The sequence below is a fragment of the Streptomyces sp. CT34 genome, assembly GCF_000805335.1.
In the GTDB taxonomy this organism is placed as follows: Bacteria; Actinomycetota; Actinomycetes; order Streptomycetales; family Streptomycetaceae; genus Streptomyces.
On the sequence record NZ_KN708638.1, the window covers coordinates 2606171 to 2626639 of the forward strand.

Sequence of the window (20469 nt, forward strand, 5' to 3'; positions counted from 1 at the left end):
CCGCCATTTCGACTCTTCACATTTTTCTGAATCTTCCGTACCATCGAAGCATGACAGCACTGACCAGCATGACCAGCGCGAGACCGAAGGTGCAGCTGACCGGGGTGAAGGAGACGCTCCTCGCCACGCTCTACGGCCGCGCGGTCGACAGCCGCTCGAAGAAACCGATACTCGGCGACACCATGGCCGTCGACACCGTGCGCCGCCTCGACTACGACTTCCGCAAGCTCGGGATGGGCGCCGGGGACTCGGCCGGAGTCGCCCTCCGCGCCCGGCAGTTGGACGTCTGGACGGCCCGCTTCCTGGCCCGGCACGAGGAGGCGGCGGTGGTGCATCTGGGCTGCGGCCTCGACACCCGTGTCCACCGCCTCGACCCCGGCCCCCGGGTGCGCTGGTACGACGTCGACTTCCCGGAGGTCATAGACCTGCGCCGGCAGCTCTATCCGGAGCGCCCCGGGTACACCGAGGTACCGACGTCCGTCACGGACCCGGCCTGGGTGGACCAGTTGCCCGCCGACCGGCCGACGCTGATCGTCGCCGAGGGCCTGCTGATGTATCTCACCGAGGAGGACGTCACCGCGCTCCTCCGCCGCCTGATGGCCCACGCCCCGAGCGGGGAGCTGGCCTTCGACGCCTTCAGCAGATTCGCGGTGCGCGCCGCGCGCCTCAACAAGGTCATCGTCAAGACCGGTTCGACGCTGCGCTGGGGCACGGACCCGGCCGGCATATCCCGGCTGAGCCCCCGGCTGGAGATCGTCGAGAACATCAGCGTCCTGGACCTGCCGGGTATCGAGAAGCTGCCCCTGGCCTACCGCGCGGCGGCCCGGGTCGCGGCGCGGATACCGGGGGGCCTGCGGGACATGTCGCGGCTCTACAACTGCCGATTCTGAAGCCGCCGCTGCTTCTGCTTCTGGTTCTGCTTCTGCTTCTGCTTCTGCTTCTCTTGCAGGGCCGCCGGATCGGAGGCGCCGCCGCGTCACCACAGTGGAGGGGACATCGGCGGGCCCGCACCCGCGCCCGAGCGATGGCGGGCGTCGGGGTCAGACCGCCAACCACTGGTCGTAGACCAGTTTGCACAGCAGGGTGATGACGACGATGACGAGCACACCGCGTACGAAACCGGCGCCGCGCTTGAGGGCCATCCTGGCGCCGACCGTGCCGCCGACGAGGTTGAACAGGGCCAGCAGCGCCCCCAGTTGCCACAGCACGGTGCCCTGGAGGGCGAACATGGTCAGCGCGCCGATGTTGGTGCAGACGTTGATGACCTTGGCGGTGGCGGAGGAGGTGACCAGGTCCATGTGGAGGAGGGCGGCCAGTGCGATAACGAGGAACGCGCCGGTGCCGGGGCCGATCAGCCCGTCGTAGAAGCCGATTCCCAGGCCCGCGACGAGGATTGCGGCGAGCACGCGCCGCCGGGTCACCGGGCCCGAGGGCGCGGGAGCGGTGCCGAACGCCGGGCGGAAGAGGACGAAGGCGAGGACGCCCAGGAGCACGGCCATGATCAGCGGGCGGAGCACCGCGCTGTTGATACCGGCCGCGAAGAACGCCCCGGCGAGAGATCCGGCGAGCGCGGCGGCGCCGATCCGCAGGGCGGTGCGGATGTCGATCGGGGCCTTGCGGACGTAGGTGACGGCGGCTGCGCTGGTGCCGACGATGGCGGTGGACTTGTTGGTGCCGAGGACGAACGCGGCGGGCGTGTGCGGAAGGCCGACCAGCAGCGCCGGGAGCAGCAGCAGCCCGCCGCCGCCCACCACCGCGTCGATCCAGCCGGCGGCGAGGGCGGCCAGGCAGAGCAGAGTCAGCGTGAACAGCGATATGTCAGGGGGCACCAGGTGATCTTACGAAGGGGGCGCGGCCCCGGACTCCGGATTATTGCCGTCCGGGATGCCGTCTAGGCTCCGGCCCATGGATACGGATACGGGTGCGGATACGGGTGCGGGTGCGGAAGCGCATGCATCACCGGTATCTCCGGAGTCGGAGTTCGTGATCGGGGGGAGCCTGGCCGTGCGGCGGCTGGGGCTCGGGACCGGCGGGCTCGTCGGGGCCGGGTACTGGGGGCCGCGGCATGACGACCCGCGGCACGCCGTCGCGCTGCTGCGCCGGGCAGTCGAGCGCGGGGTGACGCTGATCGACACCGCCGACAACTACGGTCCGGGCATCGCCGAGGAGTTGGTGGCGCGGGCGCTGTATCCGTATCGGGACGGTCTGGTGATCGCGACCAAGGGCGGGGTGGTGCGTACGGGGCCGGACGGCTGGCATATCGCCGGGCGACCGGAGGAGCTGCGCGCCATGTGCGAGGCGAGCCTGCGTCGGCTGCGTACGGACACCATCGACCTGTACCAGCTGCACCGGCTGGACCCCGAGGTGCCGATGGCCGACCAGCTGGGTGCGCTTCTGGAGCTCCAACAGGCCGGGAAGATCCGGCATATCGGGCTGGACAGCATCGGGGCGGCGGAGCTCGCGCGGGCGCAGGAGCTGGCCCCGATCGCGTCGGTGCAGAACCGCTACAACCTCCTGGACCGCGCCTCGGAGGACGTACTGGAACTGTGCGAGAGGGGAGGCACTGCCTTTCTGCCGTGGTTCCCGCTGGGGAACGGGGCACTGACGGGGGAAGCGGGCGAGGTGATCGCCGCGGTCGCCGCCGGGCACGGCGCGACCACGGGGCAGATCGCGCTGGCCTGGCTGCTGCACCGCTCCCCCGTCCTGCTGCCGACGCCCGGTACGGGCTCGCCCGCCCATCTGGACGAGAACCTGGACGCGGTACGGATCGCGCTCACGGAGGGGGAGATGGCGCGGCTCGATGCGGTGGTGGAGGGCCCGGACGTCCGGACGCGGTGACGCGCGCCCAGCACCGTCTGCCGGTCTACCGCCCCTTGCGGCGGCAGACCTCGCACGGGAACGGGCACGGCTTCACGGCCTCCCCCGCCGGTACGTGGACCACGGCGGCGGGGGACGGCTTCGGCAGCCGGGCGCCGCGGCTCCTCGCGACCCGGTGCACCTCGTCGAGCGAGTCCGTCAACTCGACGGTCAGCAGCTGGAGTTCACCGGACGTCCAGGCACGCCCGGCGAGCACGCGCCGTGACTCGTCGATGAGTTCGGCGGCCGAGTCGAGTTGCGCCGCCTCGATGCTGTCGGCGATACGGGACACGGGTCCGGTGCCGTCGCCCACGACGAAGCACGGCTTGCCGTCCGCACTCGACCACGGCAGAAGCCGCGCGGTAGCGTCGGTCATGTCGTCAACCTCCAGGGGGTTGGTGGCCACGCCCCCGGACCGGTCACGCGGTCGCGGGGGTCCTGGCGTTGCGGGTACTGGGTGTAGCCATTCGGTCACGTGGACAACGCAACGGGCAATAGAATGGGGTCACTTAAACGGCAGTGCTTACATCAACTGCCTGCGGCGATGCTGACCGCGACCGCAGAACGAGAGGTCACAGCATTGGACGAGACGACCCCGCCCGAGCACTTCAATCCACTCCAACGCTTCGGACTCGACGTCAAGCGGGTTCGCCTGGGACGCAAGCTCACGCAGAAGCGCTTAGGCGAGGCCACGGGCTACTCCTATGCGTACGTCAGCATGGTGGAGTCCGGGAAGGTGAAGGCCAGCGAGAAGTTCGCCGACGGCTGCGATCTCGCGTTCGGGACGAACGGGCTCTTCGCGGGCATGCTGCGAAGGATCGACGAAGGGGATCACCCGTCGTGGTTCGTCCCGTACTTGGATCTGGAACGGAAGGCGTCGCGGATTCTGACCTACCAGACGAACCTCGTAGCAGGCATGGTTCAGACAGAGGACTACGCGAGGGCCGTCTTCCGTGTCTCCAACCCCCACGCAAGCGCGGAGGGAATCAGGGACAAAGTTGCCGCGCGTGTACGGCGACGCGAGGTGTTCGAACGGGACACTCCACCGCGGCTGTGGGTCATCCTCCATGAGGCGTGTCTGCGGACCGTCATCGGGAGTGCCGAGGTCATGGCGGGGCAGCTCGACTACCTGCTCGCGGTAGCCGCGTCACCACACGTGGAACTTCAGGTCATGCCGTTCTCGGCGGGCATTCCGGCCACGTCCACGATGCCCTTCATCGTGTTGCGCTTCTTGGACTCCCCCACCGTGTTGTACACGGAGACCCGGGTAGGAGGCAGGATGCATGATTCCGCACAAACGGTCGACACGGCCCTGGATGACTACGATCTGCTCAGGGCGCACTCGTTGGCCCCGGATCAATCACTGGCCCTGATCAAGAAACTGCTGAAGGAGTACCGAGCATGAGCCCCGACTTGGATCTCGCCGCCGCTACGTGGATCAAGTCGTCCTACAGCGAGGGCAACGGCGGGGCGTGTGTCGAGTTCACCCGAGACTTCACCTGGGTCAAGTCGTCCCACAGCGACGCCAACGGCGGGGAATGCCTCGAATTCAGCCGCGACCTCGCCTGGGCCAAGTCCTCCTACAGCGAAGGCAACGGCGGAGACTGCATAGAGTTCTCCCCCGCCCACTCCGCAACCCACGGCGTCGTCCCCATCCGAGACAGCAAGGTTCCGGGTGGGCCCGCGATCGTGGTGTGCGCGGCGGGGTGGTCCTCGTTCGTCGCCGCGGTCAAGAATGGAGGGTTCCCCACCTGAGGAGCCCGTATGAACCTTCGTGACGACGCCCGCGCGCTCTCCGACGACCTCGTACAGCTGCGGCGCTCGCTGCACCGGATTCCCGAGACCGGGCTGGATCTGCCCCGTACGCAGGAGGCCGTACTGGCCGAACTGGACGGGTTGCCATTGGAAGTGCGTACCGGGGGCGGGCTCAGCTCGGTGACCGCGGTGCTGCGCGGATCGGCGCCCGGACCGACCGTACTGCTGCGCGGCGACATGGACGCACTGCCGGTCCACGAGCGCACCGGGCTCGAATTCGCGGCCGGCAACGGCAACATGCACGCCTGCGGCCACGATCTGCACACCGCCATGCTGGCCGGCGCGGCCAAGCTGCTCGCCGCGCACCGCGACCGGCTCGCGGGCGAGGTGCTGTTCATGTTCCAGCCCGGCGAGGAGGGTTACGACGGCGCCCGGCACATGCTGGCCGAGGGGCTGCTGGACGCGGCCGGGCAGCGGCCGGTGGCGGCGTACGCCATCCACGTACTGTCCGCGGGGGTGCCGAGCGGCGTGTTCGGGACCCGGGGCGGGCCGGCGCTGTCCGCGTCGAACGTGCTGCGGGTGACCGTACGGGGCGAGGGCGGGCACGGGTCGATGCCGCACCGGGCCAAGGACCCGGTGCAGGCCGGGTGCGCCATGGTGACCGCGTTGCAGGCGTGGATCACCCGTACCTTCGACGTGTTCGACCCGGTGATCCTCACCGTGGGCACCTTCCACGCGGGGACGAAGCAGAACGTCATCCCGGAAGCGGCGGTCTTCGAGGCGACGGTGCGCAGCTTCTCGGACCGGGCGCAGGCGCGGGTCAAGGACGGCACCGTGGAGGTGTGCCGGGGCATCGCGGCGGCTTACGGGGTGGGCGTGGACGCGGAGTTCAGCGAGGTGTATCCGATCACCGTCAACGATGACGCGGCGGCGGAGTTCGCGGCGGACACGGTGCGCGAGGTGCTCGGCGAGGAGCGGTACGCACCCATGCGGCAGCCGCTCCAGGGCTCGGAGGACTTCTCGCGGGTGCTGGCGGAGGTGCCCGGCGCGATGCTGGTCCTGGGTTCGCCGCCGGCCGGTGTCGATCCGGAGCGCAGCGCCAACAACCATTCTCCGCTGGCGGAGTTCGACGACGCGGTGCTGGCGGACGGGGCGGCGGTGTACGCGGAGCTGGCGGCGCGGCGGCTGGCCGGGTGAAGTGCCCGCGGCCCGGCGCCCCTTGGACGGTCCGGTGGCTTCTTAGAAGGTTCTTAGAGCCGGGCACTATTCAAAGGGCATGGCATCCACACTCACCCGAGCGGTCGCCGCCTCACTGGCGCTGGCCGCCTCCGCGTTCGCGCTCGCCGGCTGCGGCAGCGCCACGGCCGGGACGGTCCACGGCAGTCGTCTCGAACTTCCCGTCGCCGGCGGTACAGCTGTCGTGGACACGGCGTCACTGGCAGTCACCGCGCGCACCGACGACGGGACGCGGCTGGTGCTGTCCGAGGCGGCGGCGAGCGGCCTCGGCAAGCCCGGCCCGGTGACCCGTACGGGCGCTACGGCACGCTGGAGCTATCCGGCCAAGGGGCTCCAGGTCACCGCGAGTTCGGAGCGGGGGCGGCTGCGCATCCGGATCCGGTCGGAGCGCGACGGGTCGGTGAGCTGGCCGGTGACCGGTACCGACCGGGCCGCGTCCGATATGCAGCTGCCGCGCGGCGAGGGCCTCGACATCCCCGTACGGGACGCGTTCTGGAACGGGCCGAAGGGCGGGCTGGCCGGCAGCACCGTCGACGTGGGCGGGGACCTGTCGCTGCCGCTGTGGGGCTGGTCCAGCGGGCGGCACGGCGTCGGCTATCTCACGCCCACCGACATCGGTACGACGCTGCGGTTCGCCTCCACCGGGGGACGACTGCGCGCCACCGCGGCGCACGACTTCGACTCCGGTGACGGGACGGGCGACTACGACGTCTCGTTCTCGCTCACCGACGGCGATCCGGTGGCCCCGGCAGCCGACTACCGCTCCTATCTCTCCCAGCACGGGCAGCTCGGCAGCCTGCGCGAGAAGATCGGGAAGAACCCGGCCCATGCGAAGCTGCTGGGCGCGTTCCACGCCTACCTGTGGGGCGAGGCGCGGACCGCGGCCGGGGTCGAGAAGCTGAAGAAGCTGGGCGTGGACCGGATGTGGCTTGGCTACGACTCCGGGCCGGACCCGATGAAGGCGGATGCCGCCCGGGCCGCGAAGAAGGCGGGGTATCTCGTCGGGCCGTACGACACGTTCGCCAACGGGCAGGATCCGAAGACGGCGGACAGCCCCACCTCGGCCTGGCCGGACAAGGTCTATCCGGACTTCTGCGTGCGGAAGGCGGACGGGACGCCGCAGACCGGTTTCGGGGGCCGCGGCTGCTATCTCAGCTCGCGCGCCTTCGAGAAGGCCGAGCCGACCAAGCACTATCTGGCCGACCGTACGCGGAAGATGACCGCCAACGGGGCGGACAGCTACTTCCTGGACGTGGACGCGACCGGCGAGGTGTTCCGCGACCACGGCGCGGGCCATGAGATGACCAAGGCGGGCGACCGGGAGAACCGGCTCGCCCGGATGCGGCGGATCGCCAAGGGCTTCGTCCTGGGCTCGGAGTCCGCCCAGCCCTGGGCCAACCAGGTGCTGGCCTTCGACCACGGTTCGGGGACGCCGGTCGGCGACGGGCTGTGGAAGCTGGAGCGGGACAAGGAGAAGTGGGGCGGCTACTTCCCGCAGAACGCCCCGAAGAACGCCTTCAAGCCGGTGTCGCTGCCGGCGGACCTGGCCACCGCGATGTACGAACCGAAGTACCGGGTGCCGCTGTACGAGACGGCGCTGCACGAGTCGCTGGTCAACGTGGAGCGGTGGGAGCTGTCGTACGACAAGCTGCCGGACCAGAAGACCACCCGGGCGCTGCTGGCGATGCTGTACAACACCCCGCTGAACTTCGCGCTCGACGGGCCGTCGTTGGAGAAGGACGGGAGGGAACTCGCCGCGCTGCAACGGTATTTCGCGCCGCTGCACCGTGCCGCCGGTGCCGAGCGGATGACGTCGTTCCGGTGGCTGACGGAGGACCGGAGTGTGCAGCGGACGGTGTTCGGGGACGGGGCGCTGACCGTCACCGCGAACTTCGGCGGCACTGCGCACGACGGGCTGCCGGGCGGCTGTGTGGACGCCCGGCTGCGGGGTGACGCGCAGCCGCGGCGGCTGTGCCCGGCACAGGTCGACAGCTGAGTCCAGCCAGCTGAGAGTCGGCAGCCGGCAGCCGAGAGTCAGCGGCCGAGTCTGGGCGGCTGAGTTTCGGCAGGGGTGTCGAAGGGGGCGGTCCTCCGGTGACTACGGCCGGCGAGCCGCCTCCAGGTAGCGGGGGTGAAGCAGTTCCACCGCCGTAGCACGGGGTGGGCGAGCGCTGGCAGTCCGTATACACGGCCGAGGAGGACGGCGAGGAGCGGGGACAGCGCGGTCGGCGGCGCGAGCAGCGCGAACGGGAGCCCACGGGCGCGCCGGGCGGCACCGTGGTGACCGTCACAGCCACCCTCCCCGCAGCCCCCGCGACCGCCCTTCCGCCGCCCCGAGGCCCGTGACCAGGGCTTTCGGGCGGACCCGGCGCCTCACACCGGCGCCGGGCGCCCGCTGAGCGCAGCGTTCCGCCGGGGAAACAGAAGAGATGCGGGCGGGTAACAGGCGCGCCGCAGGCTGACCAGCATGACCTCGACAACGCGGGAGCGCACGGCGCCACGAGTGGTGGTGATCGGCGGCGGTATGGCCGGAGCCCGGCTCGTACGGCAGCTGACCGCCGCACGGGCCGGCGCGGCTCCCGGCGCCCTCACCGTCATCGGCGAGGAGCCGTCCGCGCCGTACAACCGCGTGCTGCTCGCCGAGGTGCTCGCCGGCCGCTACGCACCGCAGGTCATCGCGCTGCCCGCGCCCGGCGCCGGGGTGGACTGGCGCAGCGGCGTACGGGCGGAGGCGATCGACCGGGAGGCGCGCCGGGTGCGGTGCGACGACGGCCGGGAGGTCGGGTACGACGTGCTGGTGCTGGCCACCGGCGCCAACCCGGTACTGCCGCCGCTGCGCGGGCTGTTCGCACCGGGGCGGCAGGATCTGCCGGACGGGGTGCATCCGTTCCGGACGCTGGACGACTGCCGGGCGCTGGCCGCGGCGGCGCGGCCCGGCGGGCCGGCCGTGGTGATCGGCGGCGGGCTGCTCGGGGTGTCGGCGGCGCGGGCCCTGGCCGCGCGCGGCGCGCAGGTCGTACTGGCCCACCAGGGCGAGCACTTGATGGAGCATCAGCTCGATCCGGGGGCCGCGGAGCTGCTGCGCGACCACCTCACCGCGCTCGGCATCGAGGTGCACACCGAGTGCCGGGTCCGGGGGATCGAGACCGCCGTGCCGGACGCGGCGGAGCCCGGCACCCGCCGGGTCCGGGCGGTGGAGCTGGCGGACGGCTTCCGGCTCGACGCCGAACTCGTCGTGCTGGCCTGCGGTGTGCGCCCGCGCACCGGCCTCGCGCACGCCGCCGGGCTGGACGTCGGCCGGGGCATCCGCGTCGACGACTCGCTGCGTACCTCCGATCCCCGGATCCACGCGGTCGGCGACTGCGCCGAGCACCGGGGGACGGTCTACGGCCTGGCGGGCGCCGCCCAGGAACAGGCCGATGCGCTCGCCCGCGTGCTGACCGCCCCCGAATCCCCCGCTCCCGTACCGGCCGACGCCGCCGCCGCACCGGAACCCGCCGCCCCGGCCTATACGGGCACCCGCCTGCTGACCCGGCTGACCCTCGCCGCCGAGGGCGCCCCCGCCACCGGGTCCGCCGCCACCGGGTCCGCCCCCTTCGACCTGGCCGCGTTCGGCCGGACCACCCCGCTCCCCGGCGACGACGTCATACGCCTCGCGGACGCCACCCGCACCGCCTACCGGAAGGTCGTCGTCCGCGGCGACCGGCTGGTCGGCGGCATCCTCCTCGGCGATCTCGGCACCGTCGGCGCGCTCGCCCGTACCTGGGAGGGCGACGAACAGCTCCCCGCAGCTCCGCTGCTCCACCTGCTCACCACCGACGGAGGCTTCTGATCATGGCCGCACCCGCCACCCCGGCAACGCCCGGCACCCACCACACCGCCGGCCCCACCATCGTCCTGGTCGGACACGGCATGGTCGGCCAGCGCTTCCTGGAGGAGCTCGCCGAGCGCGGGGTCACCGAGCGGGCGCGGGTGGTCGTGCTGTGCGAGGAGCCCCGCCCCGCCTACGACCGCGTCCAGCTGACCTCGTACTTCGCCGGCCGCACCCCGGACGAACTGAGCCTGACCGCCCCGGACTTCATGGCCCGGCACGGCGTCGAGCTGCACGTCGGCGACCCGGCCGAGGCGATCGACCGGGAGTCGCGCACCGTCACCGCCCGCTCCGGGCTGACCGTCCGCTACGACACCCTGGTGCTCGCCACCGGCTCGTACCCGTTCGTGCCGCCGGTGCCGGGCAAGGACAGCGCCGGGTGCTTCGTCTACCGCACCATCGAGGACCTGCTCGCCATCGAGGACTACGCCAAGACCGCCGAATCCGGCGTCGTCGTGGGCGGCGGGCTGCTCGGCCTGGAGGCGGCCGGTGCGCTCAAGGGGCTCGGACTGCGCACCCACATCGTGGAGTTCAACCCGCGGCTGATGGCGCTCCAGGTCGACGAGGGGGGCGGCAGCGCGCTGCGCCGCACCGTCGAGGAGATGGGCCTGGAGGTGCACACCGGCGTCGGCGGCAAGGAGATCACCGCGGACGAGAGCGGCGCGGTGACCGGTATGGAGCTGTCCGACGGGTCCCGTATCGCGACGGATCTGGTGATCTTCTCGGCCGGGGTGCGGCCCCGCGACCAGCTCGCCCGGGACTGCGGGCTGGCGGTCGGCGAGCGCGGCGGCATCGTCGTCGACGAGCAGTGCCGGACCGGCGACCCGGCGGTGCACGCGATCGGCGAGTGCGCGCTGGCCGCCGACGGCCGGGTCTACGGCCTGGTGGCGCCCGGTTACGACATGGCCCGGACGGCGGCCGACGCCATCGCCGGGAAGGACGGCGGCTTCACCGGCGCCGACCTGTCCACCAAGCTCAAGCTGCTCGGTGTGGACGTGGCGTCCTTCGGTGACGCGCACGGCACCACGGAGGGCTGCCTGGACGTCGTCTACGCGGACTCCCGCAGCGGCGTCTACAAGAAGCTGGTGATCGGCACGGACGGCACGCTGCTGGGCGGCGTACTGGTCGGCGACGCCGACGCGTACGGGATGCTGCGCCCGCTGACCGGGAGCGTGCCGCCGGTGGCGCCGGAGCAGCTGGTGCTGCCCGCCGGGGCCGGTGCGCCCGCCGCGCTCGGCCCGTCCGCGCTCCCCGACGACGCGGTGGTCTGCAACTGCCACAACGTCACCAAGGGCGCGATCCGTTCGGCGGTCACCGAGCACGAGTGCACCACCGTCCCGCAGGTCAAGAAGTGCACCAAGGCCGGCACCGGCTGCGGCTCCTGCGTCAAGGCGCTGACCACCCTGGTCAACGACGAGCTGGCGGCCGGCGGGGTCGCCGTCGACACCGGCCTGTGCGGCTGCTTCCCGCACACCCGCGCCGAGCTGTACGAGATCGTCCGCACCCTGCGGCTGACCAGCTACGCCGCACTCCTCGACTCGCACGGCCGCCCGGAGGCCCGGTCCGGCGACGGCTGCGAGATCTGCAAGCCCGCCGTCGGCTCGATCATCGCGTCGCTGGCCCCCACGGTCGGCGCCGACGGGTACGTGCTCCACGGCGAGCAGGCCGCCCTCCAGGACACCAACGACCACTTCCTCGCCAACCTCCAGCGCAACGGCTCGTACTCGATCGTGCCGCGCATCCCCGGCGGCGAGATCACCCCGGAGAAGCTGATCGTCATCGGGGAGGTGGCCCGCGACTTCGGCCTCTACACGAAGATCACCGGCGGTCAGCGGATCGACCTCTTCGGCGCCCGGGTCGACCAGCTCCCGGTGATCTGGGCCCGGTTGGTGGAGGCCGGCTTCGAGTCCGGGCACGCGTACGGGAAGGCGCTGCGGACCGTGAAGTCCTGCGTCGGGCAGACCTGGTGCCGCTACGGCGTGCAGGACTCGGTCCGGATGGCGATCGACCTGGAGCTGCGCTACCGGGGCCTGCGCTCGCCGCACAAGCTGAAGTCCGCGGTCTCCGGCTGCGCGCGGGAGTGCGCGGAGGCCCGCGGCAAGGACTTCGGCGTCATCGCCACCTCCAACGGCTGGAACCTCTACGTCGGCGGCAACGGCGGCGCCGACCCGCGCCACGCCGACCTGCTCGCCCAGGACCTGTCGGATGCCGAACTGGTGCGGCTCATCGACCGGTTCCTGATGTTCTACATCCGCACCGCGGACCGCCTGGAGCGCACCTCGGCGTGGCTGGAGCGGATCGAGGGCGGCCTGGACCACGTACGGGACGTCGTGGTCCACGACTCGCTGGGGCTGTGCGACGAGTTGGAGGCGCTGATGGCCGCCCATGTCGCCCACTACCGCGACGAATGGGCCGAGACCCTCGCCGACCCGGACCGGCTGGCCCGCTTCGTCTCCTTCGTCAACGCGCCCGGCACCCCCGATCCGTCCGTCCGCTTCGTACCGGAGCGCGACCAGATGAAGCCGGACCCGGCGCTGCTGGCCGGCCCGACCCTGCCCGTTCGCACCCTGGAAGGGACCTCCGCACGATGACCACCGCCACCGCCACTTCCTCGGCGGCCCCCGCCCTGTCTTCCCCGACGGTCGAGATCCTCGGCCCCGAGGGCTGGCTCGCCGTCTGCTCCCTCGGCGACCTCACCCCCGGGCGCGGCGTCGCCGCCCTGCTCCCGGACGGGTCCCAGGCGGCCGTGTTCGTGGACCGCGGCGGCCGGCCGTACGCGATCGGCAACCAGGACCCGTTCACCGGCGCGCAGGTCCTCTCCCGCGGTCTGACCGGCTCCGCCGCGGACCGGCCGTTCGTGGCGTCGCCGCTGCTCAAGCAGCGCTTCGACCTGGAGACCGGGGAGTGCCTGGACGACCCGGAGACCTCGGTCCCGGTGTACCGCGTCCGGATGGACGGCGCGGCGGACGGCGGCCGGGACGACTGACGACCTCTCCGGGGCGGGGGCGGCCGGCCCGCCCCTGCCCCGGAGGACCAATGCGCAACCCCGGGGTTGCACCTCCCGCCGCTACGTGCAACCATCGAGTAGCACGTAAGGCACACCAGAGCGGGCGGGAGGCCCATCCCATGACCACCGACAGCGAACCCACCGGACAGCCCGGCGATCCCGAGCGGAACCGCATCGAGCGGGAGATCACCATCGACGCCCCCGTGGAGCGCGTCTGGGCGGTGCTCACCGAGCCCGAGCACGTCGGCTCCTGGTTCGGCCAGGGCGCGCCGACCCCGGTCGACCTGCGGCCCGGCGGGATCATGCGCCTCGACCACGGCACGTGCGGGCAGTTCGACACCACGATCGTGACGGTCGAGCCGCCGCACCGCTTCTCCTACCGCTGGGCCAGCGGCCACCCCGGCCAGGTGGCGACCGAGGACAACGCCACCCTCGTCGAGTTCACCCTCACCCCCGAGGGCGGCGGCACCCGGCTGCGGGTGACCGAGACCGGCTTCGCCTCCCTCACCATCCCCGAGGAGCGGGTGCCGTTCGCCTCGTACGAGAGCCACAGCGAGGGCTGGACCGAGCAGGCGAAGAACATCAAGCAGTACGCGGAGCGGCTCGCGGCATGACGGACGACAGGGGGCGGGAGCGCGCGGCGGGATCCGCGGGCGGGCCGGACGCCGGCGACGACGCCGCGACGGAGGTGTTCGCCGCGCTCGCGGATCCCACCCGGCGCCGGATCCTGGACGCCCTCGCCGCGCACGGCGAGGCGACCGCCACGGTCCTGGCGGCCGAGCTCCCGGTCAGCCGGCAGGCCGTCGTCAAGCACCTGGGGGTGCTGGACCGGGCCGGACTGGTCGCCGGGCGCCGGGCGGGCCGGGAGGCGCGCTACCGGGTCGTGCCCGAGCAACTGGGCATCACCGCCCGGTGGATGGACCGGATCGCCGCCGACTGGGACAGCCGCCTCGCGGCGATCAAGCGGCTGGCCGAGGCGGGCGGCGGCGAACCGGAGAGCGGCCCCTGACGCGCGAGCCCCGGGGCGTACGCTGGTGCTCCCCTACCGAGGAGTACGGCGTGACCCGGTGGAACACCAGCCACATCCCGGACCAGACGGGCCGCTCGGCGGTCGTCACGGGAGCCAACAGCGGTATCGGCTACGTCACCGCCCGCGAACTGGCCCGGCGCGGCGCCCGGGTCGTCCTGGCCTGCCGCAGCACCGAGCGCGGCGCCGCGGCCCTGGACCGGCTGCGCCGCGAAGTCCCCACCGCCGAGGCCGAGTTCCGGCCGCTCGACCTGGCCGACCTGTCCTCCGTACGGGACTTCGCGGCCGGGCTGGACGACTTCGACGGCGACCGGCTCGGGCTGCTCGTCAACAACGCCGGTGTGATGGCGCTGCCGCACCGCACCACCGCCGACGGCTTCGAGATGCAGTTCGGCACCAACCACCTCGGCCACTTCGCGCTGACCGGACTGCTGCTGCCCCGGCTGCTGGCCACACCCGGCGCCCGGGTCGTCACCGTCTCCAGCATGCTGCACGTCCTGGCCGACGTGGACCTCGACGACCTCAACAGCGAGCGCTCCTACGGCCGTTGGACCGCCTACGGGCGCTCCAAGAGCGCCAACCTGCTCTTCACCCACGAGCTGGCCCGGCGGCTGGCCGCGGCCGGCTCGGGGGTCGTCGCCGCCGCCGCGCACCCCGGCTACGCGGCCACCAACCTCCAGACGACCGGCGTCAGGATGGAGGGCCGCAGGTCCGCCGAGCGCGCCATCGACCTGGGCAACCGCATCGTCGCGCAGCCCGCGGAGGGCGGCGCGCTGGGCACCCTCTGCGCGGCCACCGCCCCGCACATGCGGCCGGACTCCTTCATCGGCCCGCGCAGCGGCCTGCGCGGCGCCCCGGCCCGCTCCTTCCGCGCCCCGTGGACGAAGAAGGACAGCACCGCCGAGGCACTGTGGACGGCATCGGAACAACTCACCGGCGTGCGCTACGACTTCGCGGTACCGGCCGCGGCACGCTGACCGGGGCGGGCGGGGCCCCGTCCGAGGGGCCCGCGGCACGGCGGCCGGCCGGGCGCTACGGCAGCAGGCCCGACGCCTCGAACACCGCCCGCGCGCCCGCGCCGTCGATCCGGTCCGCCAGTTCCCCGAGCGGACCGGCACCGCAGCGCAGCAGCCCGCGCTCGCGGGAGCGGTTCACGCCCTGGTCGAGCAGGTGCCACAGCACGGGGTTCGCGGTCAGCGTCCGGGTGTCGATCTCGACCCGGCCGCCCAGGGCGTCCCGCAGCACCAGCCGCGGGGCCACCCCGTCGCTGCGGCGGACCAGCACCAGCAGATCGGTGTGCACCCGCTGGGTGCGCAGCAGCCCCCGGGAGGCCAGCCAGTGCGGGCCGGCCGTCACGTGTGACGGGTAGAGGATCGCGAACAGCACCAGCGCGACGGACGTCCAGCACGCTCCCCGACCGGGAGTGAGCGTCCCGTTGGCGAGGTCGACCAGCTGCATGACGGCAAGGAGTCCGGCCGCCCAGCCCAGTGCCGCCCGCAGCTCCGGACGCCAGGTGCGGTCGCCGGCGACCGGCGCCCCAGCGCGCACCGCGGGTGGTGGAACCGCCGATCGTGCGCTCCGTGGCCCACCGGCCCCTCCTCCCGCATCGTCGCCACCGTCCCTGTCCTTCGCGGAGTCGGGCCCCGGGCCCCGTCGCCGTGCCATGGGCCAGAAGCTAGGGCGGCTGCCCCGGCCCGGTAGCGGGGTTGACACGGCACTGACACCACATCCGCGAACCTTGACGCAGCACTGACGCACCCTTGACGCGGAGGCCGTACAGAGGCCATACGCGGACCGTGGACCGCCATGTCACGGGTCACATTGCGCACCCGCCCCCGTCAAGAACCCGTGAAGATCCCGGCACCGCCCGCCAAGGCCCCGCCAAGGCCGTTCGCCGCCGCCGACGTGCCCCGCACGCTGGGCAGGTCCCGACAGTGCCGCACGGAGGTACGACGAACCATGTCGACGGTGTCCCAGCCCGCAAACCGGCCCGAACAACCGCCGGATCCGGCGACCGGCACCGCCCCGCGGCCCGCCGACGGCCCCGACCCGGCCGCCGAACGCCACCGCCTCACCGCCCTCCAGGGCGTGGCCGCCCTCTCCCTCGACGCGATGGCCTCCGTCGCGTACGGGCCCGAGTCGATCGTGCTGGTGCTGGCCGCCGCCGGCGCCCACGGACTGGGCTTCACCCTCCCGGTCACCCTGGCCATCGCCGCCCTGCTCGCCGTCCTGGTGGCCTCCTACCGCCAGGTCATCGCCGCCTTCCCCAACGGCGGCGGCTCGTACGCGGTGGCCCGCACCCACCTGGGCCGGCGCACCGCCCTGGTGGCCGCCGCCTCCCTCATCCTCGACTACGTCCTCAACGTCGCCGTCTCGGTGACCGCCGGCGTCGCGGCGCTCACCTCCGCCTTCCCCGGCCTCTACGCCGACCGCGTGTGGATCTGCCTCGCCGTGCTGGTCCTGGTCACCGGCGTCAACCTGCGCGGCATCGTCGACTCGGCGAAGGCGTTCCTGCTCCCCACCGCCGTCTTCGTCGGCGCCATCCTGGCCATGGTGGTCGTCGGCCTGTTCCGGGACGCCCCGGCCTCCACCCTCACCGCCCAGGGCCACGCCTCGGTCGTCGCCCACAACGCCACCGCCGTCGGCGCGCTGCTGCTCCTGAAGGCGTTCGCGTCCGGCTGCTCGGCGCTGACCGGTGTCGAGGCGGTCGCCAACGCCGTGCCGTCCTTCCGCACCCCGCGTGCCAGGCGCGCCCAGCGCACCGAGGTCGCCCTCGGCGCCCTGCTCGGCGTGATGCTGATCGGCCTGTCCGTGCTCATCGGCCGCTTCCACCTCCAGCCCGTCGACGGCGTCACCGTCCTCGCCCAGCTCGCGGACGCCTCGCTCGGCCACAACTGGGCCTTCTACGTCGTCCAGTTCGCCACCATGGTGCTGCTCGCCCTGGCCGCGAACACCTCCTTCGGCGGGCTGCCGGTCCTGATGGGGCTGCTGGCCCGCGACAACTACCTGCCGCACGTCTTCGGCCTCAAGGCCGACCGCCAGGTCCACCGCCACGGCGTCCTGGTCCTGGCGGCGGTCTCCGCGGCGCTGCTCGTCTTCTCCGGCGGCGACGTCAACACCCTCGTCCCGCTCTTCTCCATCGGTGTGTTCGTCGGCTTCACCATCTGCCAGGTCGGCATGGTCCGCCACTGGTGGCGGGAACGTTCCGCCGGCTGGCATGGCAAGGCCCTCCTCAACGGCTTCGGCGCGGTGCTCACCGCCGCGGCGGCGATCGTCGTCACCGCCACCAAGTTCACCGACGGCGCCTGGCTGATCGTCATCGCGCTGCCCGTGCTGGTGGTCGCCTTCGAAGCCGTCCACCGCGCCTACGACCGGATCGGCGCCCGCCTGGGCCTCGGCCGCGTCCCCGCCACCCCGCGCCGCGCCCGCTCCCTGGTCATCGTCCCGGTCTCCCACCTCTCCCGGCTGACCAGCGAGGCCCTCACCGCGGCGGTCTCCCTGGGCGACGAGGTGGTGGCCGTCACCGTCACCTACGCCAACCCCGAGGACCGCCCCGCCGCCGAGGCGCTGCGCCGCGACTGGGAACTCTGGAACCCCGGCGTGGACCTCCTCGAACTGCCCTCCGCGACCCGCTCCATCGGCCGTCCGATCGCCGAGTACGTCCGGCATCTGACGGGACAGCAGCCCGGCACCCGGGTCACCGTCCTCATCCCCGAGGTCGAACCCGCCCACCTGTGGCAGCGCCTGCTCCAGAACCAGCGCGGCGCGATCGTCGCCCATGCGGTCCGGCGCGACACGGACGCGGTCATCTGCCGGCTGCGGTTCCGCCTGGCGACGGCGTAGCGGACGGACCGCTCCGGGCGGCGAGGCAGGCGCAACAGCCGCCCGGAGCGGTCAGATCCCCCCTACCGCCAGCTCGCACCACACCGTCTTGCCGACCCCCAGCACGCGCACCCCCCAGCGGTCCGAGAACGCCCCGACCAGCCGCAGCCCGCGCCCGTGCGGGACCCGCGGCCCGGGATCCCCCACACACGGCAGCCGCTCGCCCCGCGCGTCCGTCACCGCGATACGGAGCACGTCCGCGGTCAGCGTCAGCCGCACCCGGACGAGCCTGCCGCGCACCCGGCCGTGCACCAGCGCGTTGGTCACCAGCTCGGACACCAACAGCCGGACGCCCTCGGCCAGTTCGCCCTGCCCCCAGTCGCCCGCCAGCCGGGCCGCGCGGTTCCGGGCCAGGGCGATGCTCTCGGGGCGCGGCGGATAGGTGCGGACGTCCTCGTGGAGGACCGCTTGTGCCGGGTCGTGCGGGGCGAGCATGGTCGACCACCTCCGGTCAGGACGGCACGCACAGGCCATTCAAGCACTTTCGCGCCGCTGTGCCACCGGTGCGCTACGGACCGTAGGAGCACGCCACATGAGGGAGTGTCGGCCACGTCCGGCGGACCGGTTCGTACGGATGCAATGCGCGCGTCACGCCGGTGCGGCAGAGTACCTGCCATGACGGAGATCGGCAGACGGCGGCTGCTCGCCGCCGGAGGTGGTGTGGCGCTCGCCGGGGCGCTGGCAGCGGGGTGCGGGTCCAACACCGGCCGGGGCGGCGGCGGTTCGGGGCCGGCCCTCAGCCAGTGGTACCACCAGTACGGGGAGCCGGGGACGCAGCAGGCGGTGCAGCGGTACGCCGCGGCGTACAAGAAGGCGGACGTCACCGTGCAGTGGCGCCCGGGGGACTACGACCGGCAGACCGCGGCGGCGCTGCTGACCGATTCCGGGCCGGACGTCTTCGAGGTCAACGGGCCGACGCTGGAACAGATCCAGGGCGGTCAGGTGGCCGATCTGACCGACCTGGTCGCGCCGGTCAGGGACGACTTCGACCAGACGGTGCTGGCCCCGAAGATCTGGCAGGACAGGATCTGGGGCATCCCGCAGACCGTCGACACCCAGCTGCTGTACTACCGCAAGAGCCTGCTGGAGGACGCCGGGCTGCAACCCCCGCAGACCGTGGACGCGTTGGTGGACGCGGCCAAGAAGCTCACCACCGCCAAGGTCAAGGGCCTCTTCCTCGGCAACGACGGCGGCGTGGGGGTGCTCGGCGGGACGCCGCTGTTCGCCGCCGGGCTCAGCCTGATCGGCGACGACGGCAAGGTCGGGTTCGACGATCCGGCCGCCGCCCGGGTGCTGGCGAAGATCCGGCAGCTGTACGCCGACCGGTCGCTGCTGCTGGGCGCGCCCACCGACTGGTCCGATCCGGCGGCGTTCACGCAGGGGCTGACCGCGATGCAGTGGTCGGGGCTGTGGGCGCTGCCGCAGATCAAGAAGGCGCTGGGGGACGACTTCGGGGTGCTGCCGTTCCCCAAGGACGGGGCGGGCGGCAAGCCGTCGGTGCCGGTGGGCGCGTATGCGTCGGCGGTCAACGCGCGCAGCAGGCACCGGGCGGCGGCCACCGCGTTCGCGAAGTGGCTGTGGGTGGACCGCACGGACTTCCAGCAGGACTTCGCGCTGTCGTACGGCTTCCACATCCCGGCCCGGCGCTCGCTCGTGAAACAGGCCAGGCAGTTGCGGGACGGCGCGGCGGCGGACGCGGTACGTCTCGCGACCGAGCACGGCTACGCCGAACCGCTCCTGTGGACCACCGCGGACCGCAACGCCTACCAGGACGCGCTGAGCAGGATCATCAAGGACGGGGCGAACCCGGAGAGCGAGCTGAGGGCCGTGGTGCGCAAGGTCGACGCCGAACTCCGGCGGGTCGGGAAGAAGTGACGGCACACAGCAGCCCGACGCGCCGCGGTACGGCGGCGACCCTGCCGGCCCGGCTGCTCGGTCCGCAGCGGCGGAACCTGTGGTTCTGGGTATTCGTCGGCCCGTTCGCCGTCGGCCTGGCGCTGTTCACTTACGTGCCACTCCTGTGGAGCGTCTACCTCAGCTTCTTCAACGCGCACAACACGGTGAACCCGACCGATTTCATCGGCCTGGGGAATTACACCGCGATGCTGGGCGACAACGCCTTCCTCAGCAGCCTGGGCACGTTTCTGCTCTTCACCGCATTCATCGTGCCGGCCACCTACGCACTCTCGCTCGCCCTCGCCGTGATGGTCAACCGGCTGCGTTTCGCGCGGGCTTTCTTCCGCTCGGTGTTCTTTCTCCCCACCGCCTGCTCGTATGTCGTGGCGTCGCTGATCTGGAAGCTGTCGCTCTTCAACGGGGTGCGGTTCGGACTGGCGAACACCGTACTCGGATGGTTCGGGGCCGACCAGACCGCCTGGCTGTCCACCACCAGCCCGCCGTGGTACTGGCTGGTGATCGTGACGGTACGGCTGTGGCTGCAGGCCGGCTTCTACATGATTCTGTTCCTGGCCGGACTCCAGCGTATTTCCCCGCAGTTGTACGAGGCGGCGGCCATGGACGGGGCCCGGCCCGGCTGGCAGGTGTTCCGGCACATCACCTTTCCGCAGCTGCGCGCCACCTCGGTCGCGGTCGTCCTGCTCCTGGTCGTCAACGCGTTCCAGGCGTTCGACGAGTTCTACAACCTGCTGAGCGACGCCCGCGGATATCCGCCGTACGCCCGCCCGCCACTCGTCTACCTCTACTACACGGCACTCGGCCGGGACCAGAATCTGGGGCTGGGCAGTGCCGGCGCGGTGATCCTGGCGCTGATCATCGCGGTGGCGACCGTCGTCCAGGCACGCTGGTTCGGCCTCGGCCGCAAGGAGGACTGAACGG

At 72.3% G+C, this 20469-nt stretch carries 19 protein-coding genes; 15 read left to right on the top strand and 4 right to left on the bottom strand.

What is annotated here, in order from left to right; all coding sequences use genetic code 11:
- Nucleotides 1-50 precede the first annotated feature (50 nt).
- Nucleotides 51-890, top strand: a complete 840-nt coding sequence (locus RZ84_RS11535; RefSeq protein ID WP_241777664.1) for a class I SAM-dependent methyltransferase — start codon at nt 51-53, stop codon at nt 888-890.
- Nucleotides 891-1040: 150 nt separating this feature from the next.
- On the opposite strand, the gene RZ84_RS11540 is transcribed toward RZ84_RS11535, so the two are convergent.
- Complete coding sequence (locus tag RZ84_RS11540) at nt 1041-1829, bottom strand: sulfite exporter TauE/SafE family protein (RefSeq protein ID WP_043264245.1); 789 nt, start codon at nt 1827-1829, stop codon at nt 1041-1043.
- A gap of 154 nt (nt 1830-1983) precedes the next feature.
- On the opposite strand from RZ84_RS11540, the gene RZ84_RS11545 reads away from it, so the two are divergent.
- Nucleotides 1984-2838: an aldo/keto reductase gene (locus RZ84_RS11545; RefSeq protein ID WP_043264246.1), complete on the top strand. Its 855-nt coding sequence runs from the start codon at nt 1984-1986 to the stop codon at nt 2836-2838.
- A gap of 25 nt (nt 2839-2863) precedes the next feature.
- On the opposite strand, the gene RZ84_RS11550 is transcribed toward RZ84_RS11545, so the two are convergent.
- Nucleotides 2864-3232: a hypothetical protein gene (locus RZ84_RS11550; RefSeq protein ID WP_241777665.1), complete on the bottom strand. Its 369-nt coding sequence runs from the start codon at nt 3230-3232 to the stop codon at nt 2864-2866.
- A 168-nt stretch (nt 3233-3400) separates the two neighbouring features.
- Here RZ84_RS11550 and RZ84_RS11555 point away from each other — a divergent pair, with 168 nt between their 5' ends.
- The 10 genes from RZ84_RS11555 to RZ84_RS11600 all read left to right on the top strand — a co-directional run bounded on the left by RZ84_RS11555 (nt 3401) and on the right by RZ84_RS11600 (nt 14729).
- Nucleotides 3401-4261, top strand: a complete 861-nt coding sequence (locus tag RZ84_RS11555; RefSeq protein ID WP_078893694.1) for a helix-turn-helix domain-containing protein — start codon at nt 3401-3403, stop codon at nt 4259-4261.
- Complete coding sequence (locus RZ84_RS11560) at nt 4258-4611, top strand: DUF397 domain-containing protein (protein WP_043264248.1); 354 nt, start codon at nt 4258-4260, stop codon at nt 4609-4611. Before RZ84_RS11555 ends, RZ84_RS11560 begins: the two co-directional genes overlap by 4 nt.
- Before the next feature lie 9 nt (nt 4612-4620).
- On the top strand, nt 4621-5808 hold the full coding sequence (locus RZ84_RS11565; RefSeq protein WP_043264249.1) for a M20 metallopeptidase family protein: 1188 nt from the start codon (nt 4621-4623) through the stop codon (nt 5806-5808).
- 79 nt (nt 5809-5887) lie between these two features.
- Complete coding sequence (locus RZ84_RS11570; RefSeq protein ID WP_043264250.1) at nt 5888-7843, top strand: glycoside hydrolase; 1956 nt, start codon at nt 5888-5890, stop codon at nt 7841-7843.
- 471 nt (nt 7844-8314) lie between these two features.
- Nucleotides 8315-9679 (top strand): NAD(P)/FAD-dependent oxidoreductase, encoded by a 1365-nt coding sequence (locus RZ84_RS11575; protein ID WP_063772674.1) that lies wholly within the window; start codon nt 8315-8317, stop codon nt 9677-9679.
- Between the two features lie 2 nt (nt 9680-9681).
- Complete coding sequence (nirB, locus tag RZ84_RS11580; RefSeq protein ID WP_043264252.1) at nt 9682-12309, top strand: nitrite reductase large subunit NirB; 2628 nt, start codon at nt 9682-9684, stop codon at nt 12307-12309.
- Nucleotides 12306-12704: a nitrite reductase small subunit NirD gene (nirD, locus tag RZ84_RS11585; RefSeq protein WP_043264253.1), complete on the top strand. Its 399-nt coding sequence runs from the start codon at nt 12306-12308 to the stop codon at nt 12702-12704. Before nirB ends, nirD begins: the two co-directional genes overlap by 4 nt.
- A gap of 140 nt (nt 12705-12844) precedes the next feature.
- Nucleotides 12845-13339 (top strand): SRPBCC family protein, encoded by a 495-nt coding sequence (locus tag RZ84_RS11590; RefSeq protein ID WP_052229890.1) that lies wholly within the window; start codon nt 12845-12847, stop codon nt 13337-13339.
- On the top strand, nt 13336-13734 hold the full coding sequence (locus RZ84_RS11595) for an ArsR/SmtB family transcription factor (protein ID WP_078893695.1): 399 nt from the start codon (nt 13336-13338) through the stop codon (nt 13732-13734). Before RZ84_RS11590 ends, RZ84_RS11595 begins: the two co-directional genes overlap by 4 nt.
- A 50-nt stretch (nt 13735-13784) precedes the next feature.
- Nucleotides 13785-14729 carry an oxidoreductase gene (locus tag RZ84_RS11600; protein WP_043264254.1) on the top strand — a complete coding sequence of 315 codons (945 nt, stop codon included), beginning with the start codon at nt 13785-13787 and terminating at the stop codon, nt 14727-14729.
- A 55-nt stretch (nt 14730-14784) separates the two neighbouring features.
- Here RZ84_RS11600 and RZ84_RS11605 read toward each other — a convergent pair whose 3' ends face one another.
- The gene (locus tag RZ84_RS11605) at nt 14785-15300 is read right to left on the bottom strand and encodes a hypothetical protein (protein ID WP_043264255.1); all 516 of its coding nucleotides are present in this window, start codon (nt 15298-15300) and stop codon (nt 14785-14787) included.
- A gap of 411 nt (nt 15301-15711) precedes the next feature.
- Between RZ84_RS11605 and RZ84_RS11610 the strand changes: the two genes are divergently transcribed.
- A complete protein-coding gene (locus tag RZ84_RS11610; RefSeq protein WP_043264256.1) occupies nt 15712-17595 on the top strand; it encodes an APC family permease in 1884 nt (627 codons plus the stop codon).
- Between the two features lie 51 nt (nt 17596-17646).
- Here the strand turns inward: RZ84_RS11610 and RZ84_RS11615 are convergent, their stop codons facing one another.
- Entirely contained in the window at nt 17647-18069 is a 423-nt protein-coding gene (locus tag RZ84_RS11615; RefSeq protein ID WP_043264257.1) for an ATP-binding protein, read from the bottom strand.
- Nucleotides 18070-18249: 180 nt separating this feature from the next.
- Between RZ84_RS11615 and RZ84_RS11620 the strand changes: the two genes are divergently transcribed.
- Nucleotides 18250-19509, top strand: coding sequence for an ABC transporter substrate-binding protein (locus RZ84_RS11620; RefSeq protein WP_078893697.1), 1260 nt, complete (start codon nt 18250-18252; stop codon nt 19507-19509).
- 41 nt (nt 19510-19550) lie between these two features.
- A complete protein-coding gene (locus RZ84_RS11625; protein WP_107068261.1) occupies nt 19551-20465 on the top strand; it encodes a carbohydrate ABC transporter permease in 915 nt (304 codons plus the stop codon).
- Nucleotides 20466-20469: the final 4 nt, after the last annotated feature.

Bases quoted from the DNA above. Each gene is read 5' to 3' on its own strand.
- RZ84_RS11590 (WP_052229890.1), top strand. From the start codon at position 12,845: ATGACCACCGACAGCGAACCCACCGGACAGCCCGGCGATCCCGAGCGG.
- RZ84_RS11550 (WP_241777665.1), bottom strand. From the start codon at position 3,232: ATGACCGACGCTACCGCGCGGCTTCTGCCGTGGTCGAGTGCGGACGGC.
- RZ84_RS11565 (WP_043264249.1), top strand. From the start codon at position 4,621: ATGAACCTTCGTGACGACGCCCGCGCGCTCTCCGACGACCTCGTACAG.
- RZ84_RS11555 (WP_078893694.1), top strand. From the start codon at position 3,401: ATGCTGACCGCGACCGCAGAACGAGAGGTCACAGCATTGGACGAGACG.
- RZ84_RS11620 (WP_078893697.1), top strand. From the start codon at position 18,250: ATGACGGAGATCGGCAGACGGCGGCTGCTCGCCGCCGGAGGTGGTGTG.
- RZ84_RS11570 (WP_043264250.1), top strand. From the start codon at position 5,888: ATGGCATCCACACTCACCCGAGCGGTCGCCGCCTCACTGGCGCTGGCC.
- nirB (WP_043264252.1), top strand. From the start codon at position 9,682: ATGGCCGCACCCGCCACCCCGGCAACGCCCGGCACCCACCACACCGCC.
- RZ84_RS11610 (WP_043264256.1), top strand. From the start codon at position 15,712: ATGTCGACGGTGTCCCAGCCCGCAAACCGGCCCGAACAACCGCCGGAT.
- RZ84_RS11535 (WP_241777664.1), top strand. From the start codon at position 51: ATGACAGCACTGACCAGCATGACCAGCGCGAGACCGAAGGTGCAGCTG.
- RZ84_RS11575 (WP_063772674.1), top strand. From the start codon at position 8,315: ATGACCTCGACAACGCGGGAGCGCACGGCGCCACGAGTGGTGGTGATC.
- nirD (WP_043264253.1), top strand. From the start codon at position 12,306: ATGACCACCGCCACCGCCACTTCCTCGGCGGCCCCCGCCCTGTCTTCC.
- RZ84_RS11615 (WP_043264257.1), bottom strand. From the start codon at position 18,069: ATGCTCGCCCCGCACGACCCGGCACAAGCGGTCCTCCACGAGGACGTC.
- RZ84_RS11560 (WP_043264248.1), top strand. From the start codon at position 4,258: ATGAGCCCCGACTTGGATCTCGCCGCCGCTACGTGGATCAAGTCGTCC.
- RZ84_RS11595 (WP_078893695.1), top strand. From the start codon at position 13,336: ATGACGGACGACAGGGGGCGGGAGCGCGCGGCGGGATCCGCGGGCGGG.